At 70.5% G+C, this 13,555-nt stretch carries 14 protein-coding genes; 6 read left to right on the forward strand and 8 right to left on the reverse strand.

All coding sequences use genetic code 11. The features are described 5' to 3' along the window. Nucleotides 1–59: 59 nt before the first annotated feature. The gene (locus ABIC28_RS06295) at nucleotides 60–1,487 is read right to left on the reverse strand and encodes an MFS transporter (RefSeq protein WP_307861309.1); all 1,428 of its coding nucleotides are present in this window, start codon (nucleotides 1,485–1,487) and stop codon (nucleotides 60–62) included. A gap of 169 nt (nucleotides 1,488–1,656) precedes the next feature. On the opposite strand from ABIC28_RS06295, the gene ABIC28_RS06300 reads away from it, so the two are divergent. Continuing rightward, nucleotides 1,657–2,115, forward strand: a complete 459-nt coding sequence (locus ABIC28_RS06300) for a nuclear transport factor 2 family protein (protein WP_097213455.1) — start codon at nucleotides 1,657–1,659, stop codon at nucleotides 2,113–2,115. A gap of 19 nt (nucleotides 2,116–2,134) precedes the next feature. Here ABIC28_RS06300 and ABIC28_RS06305 read toward each other — a convergent pair whose 3' ends face one another. Both ABIC28_RS06305 and ABIC28_RS06310 read right to left on the reverse strand, forming a co-directional pair. Next, the gene (locus ABIC28_RS06305) at nucleotides 2,135–2,458 is read right to left on the reverse strand and encodes an AzlD domain-containing protein (protein ID WP_179800673.1); all 324 of its coding nucleotides are present in this window, start codon (nucleotides 2,456–2,458) and stop codon (nucleotides 2,135–2,137) included. Further along, entirely contained in the window at nucleotides 2,455–3,132 is a 678-nt protein-coding gene (locus ABIC28_RS06310) for an AzlC family ABC transporter permease (protein WP_097213456.1), read from the reverse strand. Before ABIC28_RS06310 ends, ABIC28_RS06305 begins: the two co-directional genes overlap by 4 nt. Before the next feature lie 66 nt (nucleotides 3,133–3,198). On the opposite strand from ABIC28_RS06310, the gene ABIC28_RS06315 reads away from it, so the two are divergent. From ABIC28_RS06315 to ABIC28_RS06325, 3 genes are read left to right on the forward strand one after another with little or no spacing between them, the layout of a single operon-like run. Beyond that, nucleotides 3,199–3,759: a helix-turn-helix domain-containing protein gene (locus ABIC28_RS06315; protein ID WP_097213457.1), complete on the forward strand. Its 561-nt coding sequence runs from the start codon at nucleotides 3,199–3,201 to the stop codon at nucleotides 3,757–3,759. 59 nt (nucleotides 3,760–3,818) lie between these two features. Beyond that, nucleotides 3,819–4,226, forward strand: a complete 408-nt coding sequence (locus ABIC28_RS06320) for a DUF2628 domain-containing protein (RefSeq protein WP_097213458.1) — start codon at nucleotides 3,819–3,821, stop codon at nucleotides 4,224–4,226. A gap of 32 nt (nucleotides 4,227–4,258) precedes the next feature. Further along, the gene (locus tag ABIC28_RS06325) at nucleotides 4,259–4,672 is read left to right on the forward strand and encodes a DnaJ family domain-containing protein (RefSeq protein ID WP_097213459.1); all 414 of its coding nucleotides are present in this window, start codon (nucleotides 4,259–4,261) and stop codon (nucleotides 4,670–4,672) included. Between the two features lie 32 nt (nucleotides 4,673–4,704). Here the strand turns inward: ABIC28_RS06325 and ABIC28_RS06330 are convergent, their stop codons facing one another. Next, the gene (locus ABIC28_RS06330) at nucleotides 4,705–5,586 is read right to left on the reverse strand and encodes an LLM class F420-dependent oxidoreductase (RefSeq protein WP_097213460.1); all 882 of its coding nucleotides are present in this window, start codon (nucleotides 5,584–5,586) and stop codon (nucleotides 4,705–4,707) included. Between the two features lie 90 nt (nucleotides 5,587–5,676). After that, nucleotides 5,677–7,332: a steroid-22-oyl-CoA synthetase gene (casI, locus tag ABIC28_RS06335; protein WP_097213461.1), complete on the reverse strand. Its 1,656-nt coding sequence runs from the start codon at nucleotides 7,330–7,332 to the stop codon at nucleotides 5,677–5,679. 211 nt (nucleotides 7,333–7,543) lie between these two features. Here casI and ABIC28_RS06340 point away from each other — a divergent pair, with 211 nt between their 5' ends. Further along, nucleotides 7,544–8,047 (forward strand): nuclear transport factor 2 family protein, encoded by a 504-nt coding sequence (locus ABIC28_RS06340; protein WP_257017706.1) that lies wholly within the window; start codon nucleotides 7,544–7,546, stop codon nucleotides 8,045–8,047. Nucleotides 8,048–8,068: 21 nt separating this feature from the next. Here the strand turns inward: ABIC28_RS06340 and ABIC28_RS06345 are convergent, their stop codons facing one another. Continuing rightward, nucleotides 8,069–8,503 carry a hypothetical protein gene (locus ABIC28_RS06345; RefSeq protein ID WP_097213462.1) on the reverse strand — a complete coding sequence of 145 codons (435 nt, stop codon included), beginning with the start codon at nucleotides 8,501–8,503 and terminating at the stop codon, nucleotides 8,069–8,071. Nucleotides 8,504–8,734: 231 nt separating this feature from the next. On the opposite strand from ABIC28_RS06345, the gene ABIC28_RS06350 reads away from it, so the two are divergent. Next, complete coding sequence (locus ABIC28_RS06350) at nucleotides 8,735–11,587, forward strand: FAD-binding and (Fe-S)-binding domain-containing protein (RefSeq protein WP_354578401.1); 2,853 nt, start codon at nucleotides 8,735–8,737, stop codon at nucleotides 11,585–11,587. A gap of 25 nt (nucleotides 11,588–11,612) precedes the next feature. Here the strand turns inward: ABIC28_RS06350 and ABIC28_RS06355 are convergent, their stop codons facing one another. Both ABIC28_RS06355 and ABIC28_RS06360 read right to left on the reverse strand, forming a co-directional pair. Next, on the reverse strand, nucleotides 11,613–12,263 hold the full coding sequence (locus tag ABIC28_RS06355) for a PaaI family thioesterase (RefSeq protein WP_209928133.1): 651 nt from the start codon (nucleotides 12,261–12,263) through the stop codon (nucleotides 11,613–11,615). After that, a complete protein-coding gene (locus ABIC28_RS06360; protein WP_097213464.1) occupies nucleotides 12,263–13,465 on the reverse strand; it encodes a lipid-transfer protein in 1,203 nt (400 codons plus the stop codon). Before ABIC28_RS06360 ends, ABIC28_RS06355 begins: the two co-directional genes overlap by 1 nt. Between the last annotated feature and the right edge of the window lie 90 nt (nucleotides 13,466–13,555).

A 13,555-nucleotide genomic window follows, 5' to 3' on the forward strand; every position in this document is an offset into this window, starting at 1 on the left:
GATGCTCTCCCTATCTCGCGGCACTCGAGCAGGTCACGTGCGCTCGCGCCAACGGGACGCTACTGAGCGGCGCGGATCCGGTCCGGTTCAGTCTCACTCAGCGGCAGATCCTGCGGGCGGACTTCGTCGCCTGGGATGAACACCGCGACCAGCAGCGCGACAAGCGCCGCGGCCGATCCGATCCCGAACACCAGCGCGTACGCGCCCGCCGTCGGGAACTGCACGCCCGCGACCTGCATAATCGACGCCGTGGTGACCGCCGCGACGACCGCGCTGCATGCGGAGGTACCGATGGAACGCGCCAACGAGTTGAGGCTGTTCGCGGCCGCGGTCTCGGAAACCGGAACGGCGCGCATGATCATCGCCGGGACCGCCCCGTAGGCGAAGGCGGCGCCGATCGCGGTCACCGCGATGCACGCGACGATCACGCCCAGCCGGTGCGGCACCAGCGCGCGCGTGAGATTGGCGACCAGCAGGATGACGGCGCCGAGCATGAACGTCGTCCGCGGCCCCCTGCGCCGTGAGATGTGCGCGGACACCGGCGAGAAGGCGATCATCATCAGGCCGCCGGGCAGCAGCGCGATCCCGCTGAGCGTCAGCGACATCCCGTATCCGTACCCCGTCGCGGCAGGCGCCTGGAAGATCTGCGCGCTCACCATGAACGAGGTGAACATGGCGAAGCCGATCAGGATCGAGGCGATGTTCGTCAGCAGCACCTGCCGTCGGGCGGAGACACGCAGGTCCACCAGCGGGCGCTTGACGCCGGTCGAGGCCAGCCGCAGCTCGTAGACGCCCCAGAGCAGGAACAATGCGGTCGACCCCGCGAACAGCCCGAGGACCACCGCGCTGGACCAGCCCCAGTTGTTGCCCTGCGTCACCGCGAGCAGCAGGCAGACCAGCGCCGCGGACAGCCCCACAGCCCCCACCAGGTCGAACCTCCCGCCGGTCCGCACCGGCGACTCGGGTACCAGCGCCCAGACGGTGACGATCTCGATGATCCCGAGCACGGCCGCGCCACCGAAGAGCCAATGCCAGCTCAGGTGCTCCGCGACCACGCCGGTCAGCGGCAGCCCGATGGCGCCGCCCGCGCCGAGGGTCGAGCTCATCAACGCGATGCCCGAGCCGACCCGATCCTCGGGCAGCTCGTCGCGCATGATGCTGATGCCAAGCGGGATGACGCCCATCGCGGTGCCCTGCAGCGCCCGGGCGACGAGCACCACCGCGAACTCGTCGGAGACCGCACCGAGGGCACTGCCCAGCACCATCACTGCCAGCGCGATCAGCAGCATCCGGCGCTTGCCGAACATGTCGCCGAGCCTGCCCAGCACGGGAGCGCAGACCGCGCCCGCGATCAGGGTCGCGGTCACCAGCCAGGCCGCGTTCGAGGCGGAGGTGTTCAGCAGCCGCGGGAACTCGGGCAGCAGCGGCATCACGATCGTCTGCATCAGCGAGACCGCGATGCCGCAGGAGGCCAGGGCGATGACCACGAGTCGGGCGGAAGTCGGCCTCCCGACAATCGGTTGTGCGGCCAACATTCCTCCAGACAGAGTTCTCGACCCCGATCATGCGCCCGCGCAGCCGGATCCCGGAGCACTTTTCCCGCTCAGCGGGCGCGGGCGCGGCCCGCACCCGCAGCAGGCGTCGCATACTCGGGGCATGAGCACTCAAAACCACGCCGACCGGCTCGATCTCGCCGATCTGGCCGGACGATACGCGTCGGCGGTGGACGGCCGTGACACCGCCGCCCTGGCCGCGCTGTTCACCACGGACGCCGAGTTCGTGCAGCCCGCCGCGCTCGTCCGGCGCGGTCAGAGCCCCACCGTCGCGGGTCCCGAGCAGATCGCCGCGACGGTGCTCGGGGCAGTCGGGCACCTGCACTCGACGCATCACGCGGTCGGGCAGCAGATGCTCTCCGTGGACGGCGACGCCGCGGACGGCCTGGTCTATTGCCAGGCGCACCACATCTACCGGGTCGAGGACGGATTCCGCGACAACAGCCTCGCCATCCGCTACCGGGACAGCTACCGGCGCGTGGACGGTCGATGGCTGGTCGCGCGCCGCGAGCTGACGGTCGACTTCGCGGAGGACCGACCGGTGACGGTGCCCGGCGCCTGACCGACCTTCCCGGGACCGATCAGGGGACGCCGAGGAGGCGCAGTCCGGCCGCCGTGGCCGCGGCGGCGAGCACGGCCACGAGGAAGGGCGCCTTGCGCCAGGCGAGCACCCCGCCGACCAGCACGCCCAGCGGTCGTGCGATGCCGGCCGCGCCCTGGTCCTGGGTCAGCGCCGTGGTGGCGGCGACCGCGACCAGTAACACCACTGCCGCCGTGCCCATCAGCTTCTCCACCCGATCCGGCACGACCACCCGGGTCCGCAGCGCGGGGCCCGCGAATCGGAAGGCGAACGTTCCCGCCGCCAACACGAGTATCGAAATCATCAGTACCGCAGACACGTTCACCGAACCGCCACCTTTCGCACGCCGCCGGCGCAGAGCCCCACGAGCGCAAGCAACACCGGGATGCCCGCGGGCAGGAAGGGTGTCGCGGCGAGCGCCACGCCCGCGCCGACCAGTGCCGCCCGGGCGGTGGCCAGATCCCGCAGCGCCGGAATCACCAGCGCCAGTAGCACCGTGGGGAACATCGCGTCGAGCCCGAGAACGTCCGTGTCGCCGATGACGCTGCCCGCGGTCGCGCCGATCAGCGCCCCGGCGGGCCAGCAGACCAGGATCCCGATTCCGCACAGCCAGTAGGCGGCGCGCCTGCGGACCGCGTCGTCCTGACCGAGCGCGAAGACCGCGCTCTCGTCGTTGAGGACGTGGCTGCCCAGCATCCGTCGCCAGCCGCCGCCGGTCACGTCGCCGACCGCCAGGCCGAACGGCAGGTGCCGCGCGTTGACGAGCAGGCCCGCGGCGAGCGCAGCGAGCGGGCTGCCGCCTGCCGCGACGATGCCGACGAACAGGAACTCCGAGGCGCCCGCGAGGACGAGCCCCGCCATCAGCACGGGCAGCCACGGCGCGAACCCGAGACCGACCGCGATGGCGCCGTAGGACACGCCGACGATCCCGTCGGCGAGGCACACGAGGGCGATGTCTGCCCGGAGCCCGCGATCAAGTGTTCGCCATGTCGAACGCATGACTTTTATAATGAACAGGTGGCAAGTGTTCGTCAAGTCGAACAATACGACCGATACAGTGAACACATGGCACCGGAGGGGAAGGCCCCGCTGGACGCGATCGCGTCGGCGCTGCGGCAGGAACGCGAACGGGCCGGGCTCTCGCTCACCGAGGTCGCCCGGCGCGCAGGCGTGGCCAAGTCGACACTGTCCCAGCTCGAGGCGGGCACCGGCAATCCCAGCGTGGAGACGCTCTGGGCGCTGTGCACCGCGCTCGACATCCAGATCTCGCGACTGCTGGATCCGCCGCGACCGCGGGTCCAGGTGATCCGCGCCGACGAGGGCCCGGCGCTGCACTCGGATCGGGCCGACTACCAGGCGACGCTGGTCGCCTCCTGCCCGCCGAACGCGCGCCGCGACGTCTACCGGATCGCGGCCGAACCCGGTCCCGCCCGTGAGTCGCAGCCGCACCCGCCCGGTGTCATCGAGCACGTCGTGCTCAGCGCGGGCCGGGCCCTGGTGGGGGTGACCCCGGATCCCGTCGAACTCGGCCCCGGCGACTACATCGCGTACCCAGGCGATGTCGCGCACGTGTTCCAGGCACTCGAACCCGGCACCCGCGCTGTGATGATCTCCGAGCACACCTGAGCTCCACCACCCCAGCGCTCGACCGGAACCGAATCTCGTCGGCGTGCGTCCAACTGGTCATGACGCCGACTCACCTGAACCCGACCGCCCCCGCTTCCGGACTGGGCGAGAGGTGGATGTTCCGGTTCGATTTCTTCGCCCAGCACGGACTGCCCGGGTTATGGAAGAACAGCCCCGAGTGGGTCGCCGCGTTCAAGGCACTGCCCTTCGGTCGACGCATGATCCTCCAGTTCAACTGGCTGGCAGCATTTTTCGGCTTCGTCTACCTGTTCGCCAAGGGCCTGTGGCGAAAGGCCGTGGCATTCATCGCGCTCGGCGTCGCTTACGGCGTCGTCGCGACGTTCGCCGACACCCCCGTGTGGCTGGACCGGGGCGCCGCAATCGGCCTCACCGTCTTCTGCGCGACGCGGGCGAACGTGTACGTCTACGAGAAGAAGGTCCTCGGCAAGCACACCTGGTCGCTGTAGCAGGGCCTACTGGGTCGGTGCATCCTTGAGGCATGACCGAGCGCAAGCCGTGGGACGTCCCGTTCGAGTCGTGGGTCGAGCGTCAGATCCGGGTCGCCCAGGAACGCGGCGACTTCGACGACCTGCCCGGCGCGGGCAAGCCGATCCCGCACCTCGCCGACGACGACGAGCTGTGGTGGGTGAAGAACAAGCTGCGGGCCGAGGGCCTGTCCACCGAGGCACTGCTGCCGCCGTCGCTGCAGCTGCGGCGCGAGGTCGCGCGACTGCCCGAGACGGTCGCGGACCTGCCGACGGAGGCCGACGTGCGGGAGGCTGTCGCGGAACTGAACCGTCGCATCGCCGACTACCTGCGCGCCCCGAGCGCGCCGCGGGTGCCGGTGCACCGGGTGGACGCAGAGGCGGCGGTGGCCGGGTGGCGGACCGGCCGCCGCCCCCGAACCCGGTGACGGCTGCCGTCCCCGCGGCTCCGTACGACCGGTCAGGCCAGGCCCAGCCGCTTCGAGCACTCGGCCATCTCGTCGAGCACCGCCTCGAAGGTGGTCGCGTGGCGGGACGCGGACAGCAGGATCCGATCGGACCCGAGCGAGGTCGCCCATTCGATCTTCGACCCGTCCACCCTCGTCAGCAGGTGGCCGAGCACCAGCGCGACCTCGGACGGGTCACGCCCCGCCTCGACGGCGGACGAGCGCATCAGCGCCACCGCCGCGTCGAGGTCCTCGCCGCCGAGCCCGAGCGGCTGAAAACCGTTGCCCAACCGCCCCGCTCGCCGCGCCGCCGCCTTGCTGTGGCCGCCGATGTACAGCGGCACGCCGGACGGGCGCGCCGGCTTCGGGAACGAATACGCCCGCTCGAACCGATAGTGCTCGCCCGCGTGGTCGACGCCCTCGGACCCACCGGCCCACAGCGCGCGCATCACCGCGATGGCCTCGTCGGCGACCTTCCCACGGCGGTCGAACCGGCCGCCGCAGGCCTCGATCTCCTCCCGCATCCAGCCGACGCCGAGACAGATCCGCAGGCGCCCGCCGGAGAGCCGGTCAAGGGTCGCGAGCCGCTTCGCCAGCACCACCGGGTTGTGGTTCGGCAGCACCAGCACCCCGGTCGCGAGGCCGAGTGTGGTGGTGGCCCCCGCCACGAAGGACAGCAGCTCCAGCGGGTCCGGGATGTCGCAGTCGTCGGGCAGGTGGGACTTGCCCGTCGGCGAGTACGGGTACGCGCTGTCGGTGTCCCCGATGACCACGGAATGCTCCACCGCCGAGATCTCGTCGAACCCGAGAGACTCGGCGGCCCTGGCGAACTCGAGGATCTTGTCGGGCTCTCCGGTGACACCGAGCTCGACCGGGATCACGACTCCCAGCTTCATGGAACATCCTTTCGACAGAGGCGGCTGCGCCGCCCGTGCGCGGTTGGCGAGTCCACACACTCGTCAACCACGCACGGGCAGCGCAGCTGCCTATACATAGCGCTGGCGCCCGTACGAGGCGAACTCCGCCTCCAGTGCGACCTTGTCATCCTCGGACATCAGCCGGTACTCCGGTTCGCCGCGTCCCTCCCAGCGGAACACCGGGTCGACACACCGCCAGAGCTCGGACTGCAGCTCGCGTTTGAGCACCTTGTTCGACCCGGTCACCGGCAGGTTCCTCGATACCCGGACGAAACGCGGGGCCGCCTTGGTGCCCAGGTCGTCCTGGGCCGCGAGGAAGGCGGCGAACTCGACCGGATCGAAGTCCGAGGCGTCGGCCACCTCGATTGCCGCCATCACCTGGTCGCCCGAGCGCGGATCCGGCACCGCGTACACCCCGGTCGCGATGACCTTCGGGTGCCTGCGCACGATCCGCTCGATCATCAGCGCCGAGGTGTTCTCGCCGTCGACGCGGATCCAGTCGCCCTTGCGCCCGGCGAAGTAGATGAACCCGGCTTCGTCCACGTAGCCGAGATCGCCTGTCCAGTACCAACCGTGCCTGATCCGGTCCGCCACGGCCTGTTCGTTCTTGTAGTACCCCTCGAACCGCTTGGCGCCGCCCTTGTCGACCATCTCCCCGATCGCCTCGTCCGGGTTCAGCACCCGGCCGTGCTCGTCGAGGCGGGCCCGCTCGCACTCCACCAGGCTGTCCGGATTCACCACCGCGATTTCCGCGTGCGCCGGACGCCCGAGCGCGCCGTCGGGCGCGGCCGGGTCGAGGCGAACCGAGCCCGCGCCCTCGCTCGACCCGTAGCCCTCGAACAGTTCGGCGCCGAACCGGCGGACGAACTCCGCCCTGTCCTCCGTGGAGGCCTCCGTGCCGAAGCCGCGGACCAGCGTGTTGTCGTGGTCGTCCGGCCGCTCCGGCGTGGCCATCAGGTACGCCAGCGCCTTGCCCACGTAGGTGAAGTAGGTGGCGCCGAAGAACCGCACGTCCGGCAGGAACCTGGACGCGGAGAACTTACGCGTCAGGCAGACCGTCGCGCCGTTGGCCAGGGCAGGCGCCCAGAGAGCCATCAGGGCGTTGCCGTGGAACAACGGCATGCAGCAGTAGTCCACGTCCTCGCGGACGTGACCGTACTTAGTGGTGTTCGCGTGCGCGAGGCGCGCGAGCCTGCCCTGGCTGCATCGCACGGCCTTGGACATGCCGGTGGTGCCGGAGGTGAACAGCAACAGGAACAGCGTCGACTCGGAGACCTCCGGATCTGCGGCGGGGTCCGCGACCTGATGCGCCGCAACGCGTTCCGCGTACGCGGGGTCGTCGACGAGGAGGAACCGGTCCTCGGTCAGCCCTAGATCGAGCCCGCGCAGCTGTGCCATGCCCGCCGCGTCGGTGACGATGAGCTGGCAGTCGACATAGCGAACCTCGGCCTCGAGCTCGGCGCCGCGCCGCGTCGGGTTGATCCCGACAATCGCGGCCCCGCTCAGCGCGGCGCCGCCGAGCCAGAAAAGGAACTCCGGGGTGTTCTCGAGCAGCACGCCGATGTGGAACGGACCGTCGACGCGCAGCGCGGCGGCCAGGGCGCCGCGGGCCGCGCTCTCGCGGACGGTCTCGTCCCAGGTCCAGTCCCGCTCGCGGGTGCGCACGCCCAGGTGCTCGTCATCGACGCGGTCCAGCAGCATCTCGGCGATCGTGGCGCGTTCCAACTCGACTCCTGTAACTGGGTGTCCCGGTGTTCACAGCTTCGGCGGCTTCGACACTAGCCACCCCGCCGCTGCTCGGCGTCCGAAGTCCCGGTCAGCGGTGCGACCACCGGTTTCCCTTCTCCCGGTGACCGGGAAGGTCATGACCCACGGACTGGCCCTGCGGTAGAACTCGTGAGCGCAAACGTGACGGGGCGACAGGAAGGGGACGGCGGTGACGGCGCTCGATGAACTCCTCGACAAACAGGCCATCTACGAGGTGGTGATGCGCTACTGCCGCGGCATCGACCGACTCGACTTCGACCTGGTACGCGGCGCCTATCACCCGGACGGCATCGATCACCACACGGGATTCGACGGCGGCGTCGAGGAGTACATCGCCTGGGTACGCCCCAAGCTGGAGCTTCTCGGCGGCACCATGCACCACATCGGGAACCACCTCGTCGAGTTGCACGGCGACCTCGCGATCAGCGAGTCATATTCCACGGCAACACATTGGGGCCACCCCACCGGGGGCGACTTCACCAGCGGCGCGCGCTATGTCGACCTGATGGAGCGCCGCGCGGGCCGGTGGGCGATCGCGGAACGCTGGGCGGTGCGCGAGTGGACCCGTTCCGACGAGGGTCGGATGATCACCCCAGAGGCCGACGGACCGCGCGGCCGTCGCGACGGCGCCGACCTGCTGGTCGAGCTGCGGTCGCGACTGACCGCGCGGTAGCGCGCTCGGGAGCCCCGTGGGTCAGCTTCCGGTCGGGGAGTCCGCGCTGCCCGAGGAGCTGCCGCTGCTGCCCGAGCCGCCGCCGACGACGACCCGCTCACCGCCGAAGGGGGTGAGGAACGTCAGGCCGTCGCCATCGGCGCAGAGCACCTCGATCCGGTACGTCCCGTCTCTGAGCGCCTGCGACCGATACGTGCCCGCGCCCGGCGTTCCGGTCAGTGAGACCGGATTGCCTTCCAACAGATCCCCCATGGGGTTCTTCACCTGAACCAAGCACATCAGCAGGCTCGGCGAGCCGACACCGGTGACGTCCACGATGACGCGCTGACCCTCGGTGTGTACGGCGGCGCTACCGGCGACCGCGGCGGAACCGAGCGCGGGGTTCGCGAGCAGGGCGATGGCGGCGAGTCCGGTGACGGCGCCGGCACGGGCGATGCTCTTACGGGATGTCCTCACTGCATGACCTTTCATATCGGTTTGTCCGGGATCTCCGACCTGGACAAACGGGGTTAGTCGAACTGCGGCTGCCATCATGCATGGGCTCTCGGGGCCACATCCGGACTTCCCGCATTTTCATCACCTGCGGTGATCCATCGAATTAATGTGCCTACCTCGATCATTCGGCGGCGAGCGCCCGACGCTGGCAGGAGCCTCTGCGGGAGCCGTAGTATCGGCAGGGTGTCGCAGATCAGCGGTACCGACGATCTGACCTCGGCGATCGCCGCGCTGCACGCGCGGGTCGCGGGCGAGGTGGACGACAGCACCCGGCGCCGGGCCGAGTACAGCACCGACGCCTCCAACTACCGTGTCGTGCCCGATGTGGTGGTGTTCCCGCGCTCCGACGAGGACGTGGCGGCGGTCCTGGAGGTCGGCCGCACCCACAACCTTCCGGTGACCGCCCGTGGGGCCGGAACCTCCGTGGCGGGCAACGCGATCGGGTCCGGATTGGTCCTCGACTTCAGCAGACACCTCGACCGCATCGTGGCGCTCGATCCTGACCTCCGGACCGCCGTCGTTCAGCCCGGCGTGGTGCTGAGCACCCTCCAGCGGGCGGCCGCGGCGCACGGGTTGCGGTTCGGCCCGGATCCGTCCACACAGGACCGCTGCACCCTCGGCGGGATGATCGGCAACAACGCCTGCGGACCCAGGGCCGTCGCCTGGGGCCGCACCGCCGACAACGTCCATGCCCTGCGGATCCTCGACGGCACCGGGGTCGAGCGGCGCCTGGCCGACGACCTCTCGGCCGCGCCCGGACTCGACCGTCTGGTGACCGACAACCTCGCGCTGATCCGCACCGAACTGGGCCGCTTCGAACGGCAGGGGTCGGGGTACGGGCTCGAGCACCTGCTCCCCGAGCGCGGGCACCACGTGGCCCGTGCCCTCGTCGGCTCCGAGGGCACCTGCGGCCTGATCCTCGATGCGACGGTGGGGCTGGTGCCGGTCCCGGCCGCCACCGCGCTCGCGGTCCTCGGCTACCCCGACATGCCTGCCGCGGCGGACGGTGCCGCCATGGTGCTGACCGGTCGCCCCCTGGCGATCGAGGGCATCGATGCCCGGTTGGTCGACGTGGTTCGCAGGCACAAGGGTGCCGGCGCGGTCCCGGACCTGCCTCGCGGCGCCGGCTGGCTGTTCGTCGAGGTCGACGGCTCGACGCCGGCCGAGGCACTGGCGAGGGCCGCCGAGATCTGTCGCGACGCGGGAGCACTGGACAGCCGCGTAGTGCCGACCGGCCCGGAATCGGCCGCGCTGTGGCGGATCCGAGCGGACGGCGTCGGTTTGGCCGGCCGCACCGTCGACGGGCAGCCCGCCTGGCCGGGCTGGGAGGACGCCGCGGTCCCCCGGCAGCGCCTCGGCGCCTACCTGCGCGATTTCGCGGAGCTGACCGGCAGGCACGGGGTGGACGGCCTGCTGTACGGGCATTTCGGCGACGGCTGCGTACACGTTCGACTCGACCTGCCCATCGCCGATGCCCCACAACGCTTCCGGGCATTCCTGGTCGATGCCGCCGCGCTGGTCGCGGGGCACGGCGGATCGCTGTCCGGCGAGCACGGCGACGGTCGTGCCCGCTCCGAACTGCTCCCGCTGATGTACACCGAGTCGGCCCTGGCCGCGTTCGCCGGCTTCAAGGCGGTCTTCGACCCGAGCAATGTCCTGAACCCGGGCGTGCTGGTGGACCCGGCGCCCGTGGACGCCGGTCTGCGGGTGGCGCAGGCGCCGCCGGTCCCCTTCGCGGGTGGCCTGTCGCTGACCGCGGACCGCGGCGACCTGAGCATGGCGGCGCACCGCTGCGTCGGCATCGGCAAGTGCCGCGCGGACACCTCGGGCGCGGGCGGCTTCATGTGCCCGTCGTACCTCGCGACCGGCGACGAGAAGGACAGCACCCGCGGCCGTGCCCGGGTACTCCAGGAGACCATCAACGGGTCACTGGTGACGGGCGGCTTCGGCTCGCCGGAACTGGAGGAATCGCTCGACCTGTGCCTGTCCTGCAAGGCGTGCGGCTCGGACTGCCCGGCCGGGGTTGACATGGCCGCCTACAAGTCCGAGGTGCTGTATCGGCGGTATCGACGGCGGCCGCGTCCGCGGACCCACTACGCGCTCGGGATGCTGCCGCGGTGGTCGCGGATCGGCGGACGGCTGCCGTCGATCGTCAATGCGGCGAGCGCAATCGGGCCGCTGCGCCGCACGGGACTGCGAGTGGCCGGACTCGACCCGCGACGCGGGGTCCCCCGCTTCGCCGACCAGACCTTCCGCCGATGGTGGCGGCGCAGGCCCGCCCCCGCGGGGCCCGGCCGCGAGGTGTTGCTGTGGATCGACACCTTCACCGATTCCTTCTCCCCCGCGGTGGGCCGTGCGGCGGTCGCCCTGCTCGAGGACGTCGGCTATCAGGTCCTGATCACGCGACGGTCGGCCTGCTGTGGACTCACATGGATCAGCACCGGTCAATTGGACGGCGCGCGAAGGCAATTGCTCGGTACCCTGGATCAGTTGCAGCCCCACCTCGAGGCTGGCCGCCCCATCATCGGCCTCGAGCCGTCCTGCACCGCGGTGCTGCGGTCCGACCTGCCCGAGCTGCTCCCGGACGATCCCCGGTCTGCCCTCGTCGCCGCGTCCACCCGCACGTTGGCCGAATTCCTGACCACCGCAACCGATGCCGACGGCAGGCCGTGGTCGCCACCTCGGCTCGACGGGGTCCGGGTCGTCGTGCAGCCACACTGCCACCAGCACGCGGTGATGGGCTTCGCCCCCGATCGGGCGCTGCTGGCGCGGGCGGGCGCCGAGGTCCGGGAGATCGCCGGGTGCTGCGGTCTGGCCGGGAACTTCGGGATGGAACGCGGCCACTACGACGTCTCGACCGCGGTGGCCGAGAACGGGATCCTGCCCGTGCTCAGGGAAGAGGGACCCGATGCCGTGCTGCTGGCGGACGGCTTCTCCTGCCGGACCCAGGCCGATCAGCTCGCCGGACGCGAGGGCGTCCACCTGGCGCAACTGCTTGAGGCGGCTGCGCCGCCCGTGAGTCCTTCTGGTCCGCCAGAGGGCTAGAAGGACTCACGGGTGGCGCGGCGGCCTACCGGGGGCGTGGCACCGCGGCGTCGATGAACAGTCCCTCCACCGAGACGCACACCTCGCCGTCCGCGGTGGTGATGCTGCCGACGGTGTTGATCTTGCGACCCTCCACGGACATCTGCTTCCCGGTGACGGTGAGCGGCTCGAACAGCGGGGTCGGGCGGTGGTACCGCACGTTCAGCTGCGCGGTCATGCCCGCCTGGCCGCCCCATGCGTTCGCGACGCCGAGCACGTGGTCCAGGATCAGCGCCGAGACGCCGCCGTGCACACACCCCGGCGGCCCCTGGTAGGGCATGGTCAGGGTGACCTCGCCCCGCACCGAGCCATCACTCAGACCCTCGAGCACGATCGGCGGCGCGATGGCGTTCTCTGGGCCGGTGACGGGGTCGTGCCGGGTCACGCCCTCGCCGTTCCACATGTCGATCAGACGTTCCGCCACGGCGGGAGCGTGCTCCTCGAGGTGATCGGCGATGCTGTTCAGCTCCTCGGCAACCCGGTCGAGGTTCGCGTTCGCGCGGTCGGTGCGCAGCATCGCGTCGACGACCCGGCGGGCCGCGGCGGTGGCCCGGTCCACCGGAGCGTCCTGCGGGGCGGAGGTGAGAACCGTTCCGTCGTCATGACTGTCGAAGGTGGGGTGGCTGCCGAGGTCCATCAGCTGAGCTCCAGGGTTCCGGCCCGGTACAGCGTGACCACGCACGCGCCGCCGAGGCCGAGGTTGTGCTGCAGACCCACACGGGCACCGTCGACCTGACGGGCGTCCGCCTTGCCGCGCAGTTGCCAGGTCAGCTCGGCACACTGCGCAAGGCCGGTGGCGCCGAGCGGGTGGCCCTTCGAGATCAGGCCGCCGGAGGGGTTGACCACCCACTGACCGCCATAGGTCGTGGCACCGGACTCGACCAGCTTGCCGCCCTCGCCCGCCTCGCACAGGCCGAGGCCCTCGTACGTGATGATCTCGTTGATCGCGAAGCAGTCGTGCAGTTCGATCACGTCCACGTCCTCGATCGTGAGCCCGGACTCGGCGAACACCTGCGCGGCTGCCGCACGCGTCATCGGGGCCCCGACCACGTCGATCATCGACTGGTCGGCGAAGGCCTCCGCGGTGTCCGTGGTGAGCGCCTGCGCGACGATCTCGATCGCCTGGTCCTCGAGTCCGTGCTCGCGGACGAAGCGCTCGCTGACGACGATCGCTGCGCCCGCACCGTCCGAGGTCGGCGAGCACTGCGAGCGGGTGAGCGGCGCGTGGATCATCTTGTCGTCCAACACCTGCTGCAGCGTGTACTCGTCACGGAACTGCGCGTACGGGTTGTTCACCGAGTGCTTGTGGTTCTTCACCGCGACGGATGCGATCTGCTCGGCGGTGGTGCCGTAGCGCTCCATGTGCTCGAGCGCGGCGTTGCCGAACAGCTGCGCCGTCATGGGGCCGCGACCCCAGTCGTGCTTCGCCTTCATGACCTTCAGGTGATCGTCGAGCGTGGAGACCTTGGGCATCTCCCCGGTGCCGGAGAGGGCGGTCTTGGTCATCTTCTCGAAGCCCACTGCCAGCGCGACGTCGACGATGCCGCCCTGCACCCACTCGCGGGCCATCATCAGCGCCGACGAACCGGTGGCGCAGTTGTTGTTGACGTTGACGATCGGGATGCCGGTCAGGCCCGTCTCGTAGAGCGCGCGCTGGCCTGCGGCCGACGGCTGGAACACGTAGCCAACCGCTGCGCGCTGCACCTGGTCGTACGAGATGCCTGCGTCCGCGAGCGCGGCGCCGACCGCCTCGGACACCATGTCCGGGTACTCCCAGTCGCGGCTCTCGATCTTCTCGAACTTGGTCATGCCGACGCCGACAACGAAGGTGCGATTCATAACAGTTGCTACTTTCCGGGCTGGGGGTCTCGGGGAGACCCGGGATGCGCTCGCCGATGGTGTTCAGCTGCACATTGGTGGTATCACCCG

The sequence above is a fragment of the Rhodococcus sp. PvR044 genome, assembly GCF_040548995.1.
In the GTDB taxonomy this organism is placed as follows: Bacteria; Actinomycetota; Actinomycetes; order Mycobacteriales; family Mycobacteriaceae; genus Rhodococcus_G; species Rhodococcus_G oryzae.

Coding starts and splice junctions, on each gene's coding strand:
- ABIC28_RS06300 (WP_097213455.1), top strand. CDS start 1,657: ATGAGCACTCAAAACCACGCCGACCGGCTCGATCTCGCCGATCTGGCC.
- ABIC28_RS06310 (WP_097213456.1), bottom strand. CDS start 3,132: ATGCGTTCGACATGGCGAACACTTGATCGCGGGCTCCGGGCAGACATC.
- ABIC28_RS06315 (WP_097213457.1), top strand. CDS start 3,199: ATGGCACCGGAGGGGAAGGCCCCGCTGGACGCGATCGCGTCGGCGCTG.
- ABIC28_RS06320 (WP_097213458.1), top strand. CDS start 3,819: ATGACGCCGACTCACCTGAACCCGACCGCCCCCGCTTCCGGACTGGGC.
- ABIC28_RS06325 (WP_097213459.1), top strand. CDS start 4,259: ATGACCGAGCGCAAGCCGTGGGACGTCCCGTTCGAGTCGTGGGTCGAG.
- ABIC28_RS06330 (WP_097213460.1), bottom strand. CDS start 5,586: ATGAAGCTGGGAGTCGTGATCCCGGTCGAGCTCGGTGTCACCGGAGAG.
- ABIC28_RS06355 (WP_209928133.1), bottom strand. CDS start 12,263: ATGGACCTCGGCAGCCACCCCACCTTCGACAGTCATGACGACGGAACG.
- ABIC28_RS06360 (WP_097213464.1), bottom strand. CDS start 13,465: ATGAATCGCACCTTCGTTGTCGGCGTCGGCATGACCAAGTTCGAGAAG.